The sequence below is a fragment of the Kitasatospora sp. NPDC057198 genome (assembly GCF_042670125.1).
GTDB lineage: Bacteria > Actinomycetota > Actinomycetes > Streptomycetales > Streptomycetaceae > Kitasatospora.
In genome coordinates, this window is the sequence record NZ_JBHUWH010000599.1 from 1 (window position 1) to 4,159 (window position 4,159).

At 73.7% G+C, this 4,159-nt stretch carries 2 protein-coding genes; both read right to left on the minus strand.

All coding sequences use genetic code 11. The features are described 5' to 3' along the window. Positions 1-51: 51 nt before the first annotated feature. Positions 52-2,271, minus strand: coding sequence for an NADP-dependent isocitrate dehydrogenase (locus ACFUEL_RS36260; protein ID WP_380241933.1), 2,220 nt, complete (start codon positions 2,269-2,271; stop codon positions 52-54). An 89-nt stretch (positions 2,272-2,360) separates the two neighbouring features. After that, complete coding sequence (locus tag ACFUEL_RS36265; protein WP_380241935.1) at positions 2,361-3,830, minus strand: SDR family oxidoreductase; 1,470 nt, start codon at positions 3,828-3,830, stop codon at positions 2,361-2,363. Positions 3,831-4,159: the final 329 nt, after the last annotated feature.

The following is a 4,159-nucleotide window of genomic DNA, read 5'->3' on the forward strand; positions in this document are numbered from 1 at the left end:
GTCCGTCCCCTTCCGGGGCGGGCCGCGGCGGCGTCAGGCCGTGCGGGCGGGTCAGGCCAGGGTGGCGATCGCGTCGTTGAGGGTCTTCGACGGGCGCATCACGGCGGCGGCCTTGGCCGGGTCGGGCTGGTAGTAGCCGCCGAGCTCGGCGGGCTGGCCCTGGACGGCGATCAGCTCGTCGACGATGGCCTGCTCCTGCTCGGCCAGGGTCGCGGCGAGCGGGGCGAACGCGGCGGCGAGGGCGGCGTCCTCGGTCTGGGCGGCCAGCTCCTGGGCCCAGTACAGGGCCAGGTAGAAGTGGCTGCCGCGGTTGTCGATGCCGCCGAGGCGGCGCGAGGGCGACTTGTCCTCGTTGAGGAAGGTGCCGGTGGCGCGGTCCAGGGTGTCGGCGAGGACCTGGGCGCCGGCGTTGCCGGTGGTGGTGGCCAGGTGCTCGAAGGAGGCGGCCAGCGCGAAGAACTCGCCGAGCGAGTCCCAGCGCAGGTAGTTCTCCTTGACCAGCTGCTGGACGTGCTTGGGGGCGGAGCCGCCGGCGCCGGTCTCGAACAGGCCGCCGCCCGCCATCAGCGGGACGACCGACAGCATCTTGGCGCTGGTGCCCAGCTCCAGGATCGGGAACAGGTCGGTCAGGTAGTCGCGCAGCACGTTGCCGGTGACGGAGATGGTGTTCTCGCCGCGGCGGATGCGCTCCAGGGAGAGCTTGGTGGCCTCCACCGGGGAGAGGATCTGGATGTCCAGGCCCTCGGTGTCGTGCTCGGGGAGGTACTTGTTGACCTTCTCGATCAGCACGGCGTCGTGGGCGCGCTCGGCGTCCAGCCAGAACACGGCCGGGTCGCCGGTGGCGCGGGCGCGGGTGACGGCCAGCTTGACCCAGTCCTGGATCGGCAGGTCCTTGGTCTGGCAGGCGCGGAACACGTCGCCGGGGGCGACGGCCTGCTCCAGGACGGTCTCGCCGTTGGCGTCGACCAGGCGGACGGTGCCGGCGGCGGCGATCTCGAAGGTCTTGTCGTGGCTGCCGTACTCCTCGGCGGCCTGGGCCATCAGGCCGACGTTCGGGACGGAGCCGATGGTGGCCGGGTCGAGGGCGCCGTTGGCGCGGCAGTCGTCGATGGTGGCCTGGTAGACGCCCGCGTAGGAGCTGTCCGGCAGGACGGCGAGGGTGTCGGCCTCCTGGCCGTCCGGGCCCCACATGTGGCCGGAGGTGCGGATCATGGCCGGCATCGAGGCGTCGACGATGACGTCGCTGGGGACGTGCAGGTTGGTGATGCCCTTGTCCGAGTCGACCATGGCCAGGGCCGGGCCGTCGGCGAGCTCGGCGTCGAAGGACGCCTTGATCTCGGCGCCGTTGGGGAGCTTGTCCAGGCCGGCCAGGATGCCGCCGAGGCCGTTGTTCGGGTTGAGGCCGGCGGCGGCCAGGTCGGCGCCGAACGCGGCGAAGGTCTTCGGGAAGAAGGCGCGCACCACGTGGCCGAACAGGATCGGGTCGGAGACCTTCATCATGGTGGCCTTGAGGTGCACCGAGAACAGCACGCCCTCGGCCTTGGCGCGGGCGACCTGCGCGGCCAGGAACTCGTTCAGGGCGGCGGCGCGCATCACCGAGGCGTCGACGACCTCGCCGGCCAGCACCGGGACCTTCTCGCGCAGCACGGTGACGGTGCCGTCCTCGGCGACCAGCTCGATGCGCAGCGCGCCGTCGGCGGCGATGACGGTGGACTTCTCGGTGGAGCGGAAGTCGTTCGCGCCCATGGTGGCGACGTTGGTCTTGGAGTCGGCCGACCAGGCGCCCATCCGGTGCGGGTGGGTCTTGGCGTAGTTCTTGACCGACAGCGGGGCGCGGCGGTCGGAGTTGCCCTCGCGCAGGACCGGGTTGACGGCGGAGCCCTTGACCTTGTCGTAGCGGGCGCGGACGTCGCGCTCCTCGTCGGTCTGCGGCTCGTCCGGGTAGCCGGGCAGCGCGTAGCCCTGGGCCTGGAGCTCGGCGATGGCCGCCTTGAGCTGCGGGATGGAGGCCGAGATGTTCGGCAGCTTGATGATGTTGGCGCCGGGGGTCTTGGCCAGCTCGCCCAGCTCGGCGAGGGCGTCCGCGATGCGCTGGTCCTCCTGGAGGTACTCCGGGAAGACGGCGATGATCCGACCGGCCAGCGAGATGTCGCGGGTCTCCACGCTCACACCGGCGGTGGCGGCGTACGCCTGGACGACCGGCAGGAACGAGTACGTGGCGAGGGCGGGGGCCTCGTCCGTGTGGGTGTAGATGATGGTCGAGTCAGTCACCGTAGCTCCAGCTTCCACGTCTGCAACGTCTTGACGTCAAGATATCTCGTCCCGGGGGGATCTCCGCAACCAACCCCCCGGCCGGCGGCTCAATCGGCCTCGGCGCGGGCGGCGATGTTGCGGGCCATGCCGCCGAAGACCACGGCGTGGAACGGGGCGACCGACCACCAGTACGCCTGTCCGGCCAGGCCGTGCGGGTGGAACAGGGCGCGCTGGCGGTAGCGGGAGCCGGTGCCCTCGGGGGTGACGGTCAGTTCCAGCCAGGCCAGGCCGGGCAGCCGCATCTCGGCGCGCAGCCGCAGCAGCCGGCCGGGGTCGATCTCCTCGACCCGCCAGAAGTCGAGCGAGTCGCCGACCCGCAGCCGTCCGGGCGAGCGCCGGCCGCGGCGCAGCCCGACGCCGCCGGCCAGCCGGTCGAGCGCGCCGCGCACGGCCCAGGCGAGCGGGAAGGAGTACCAGCCGTGCTCGCCGCCGATGCCCTCCACCACCCGCCACAGCGCCTCGGGGGGCGCGGCGACGTACCGCTCGCGGACGTCCTGGTAGAGGCTGCCGCCGGCCCAGTCGGGGTCGGTGGGCAGCGGGTCGCTGGGGGCGCCGGGCAGCAGGGCGGAGGACCAGCGGGTGGCCACCTCGTCGTCGCGGATCCGGCGCAGCGCGAGTTCGACCGAGCGGTCGAAGCCGATCGGGCCGCCGGGCGGGTCGGGGATCCAGCGCTCGATGTCCCGTTCGGAGCGGACCACCTCGTGCCGCAGCGACTCCACCAGCGGCCGGGCCAGTCCGCCGGGGACGGGGGTGACCAGGCCGACCCAGTGCGAGGACAGGTTGGGGGTGAGCACCGGCACCGAGACGATCAGCCGGCGGCGCAGGCCCGCGATGCGGGCGTAGCGCTGCATCATCGCGCGGTAGGTGAGCACCTCGGGGCCGCCGACGTCGAAGACCCGGTCGGTGGCGGGGTCGTCGGGCAGGTGGGCGGCGCCGAGCAGCAGGCGCAGCACGTCGCGGACGGCGATCGGCTGGATCCGGGTGTCCACCCAGCGCGGGGTGACCATCACCGGCAGGCGCTCGGTGAGGTGGCGGAGCATCTCGAAGGAGGCCGAGCCGGAGCCGATCACCACGGCGGCGCGCAGTTCGGTGACGGGCACGCCGCCCTCGCGCAGGGCCCGGCCGGTGGCGACCCTGGAGCGCAGGTGCGGGGAGAGCCGCCCCTCGGGCAGGTCGGGCGGGACGAGGCCGCCGAGGTAGACGATCCGCCGGACGCCGGCCCGGGCGGCGGCCAGGCCGAAGGCGCGGGCGGCGTCCCGGTCGACGCGTTCGAAGTCGGGGCCGCTGCCGAGCGAGTGCACCAGGTAGTAGGCGACCTCGACGCCGTCGAAGGCCCCGTCCAGGGTGGCCGGGCGGGTGACGTCGCCGGTGGCGGTCTCCACGGCGGCCCGCCAGGGGTGGTCGCGCAGCCGGGCCGGGTCGCGCACCAGGCAGCGCACCTTCGCCCCGTCGGCCAGCAGTTCGGGCACCAGTCGCCCGCCGAGGTACCCGGTGGCACCGGTCACCAGACATCGCACGCCGTGTCCTCCCGTCCTTCCGCTCCGGCCCCCTCCGGTACTTCGGCGCCGCGCCGCCGCCGGATCGCCCCTCCAGCCTCGGCCCCCCGTGGACGCAGTGCCAAGCGGGTGTGGACCGGATGCCAATCCGGGCGGCCGGAACGGGGCTAGGTTGGGGGTCGTTCAGGGAAAGCCCCGCGCTCCACGGGGGCACCGGATACTCCCGATGTGGCGGGAGCTCCGATCCGGTGCCGGGGCGCGGCAGTGCCGCGGCGGGCTCCCACCCCGCCCGCACAAGCAGGTCGCCGGTCCGCACTGCGCTTCCCAAGCTCCGCCGTGCGGACCGGCGC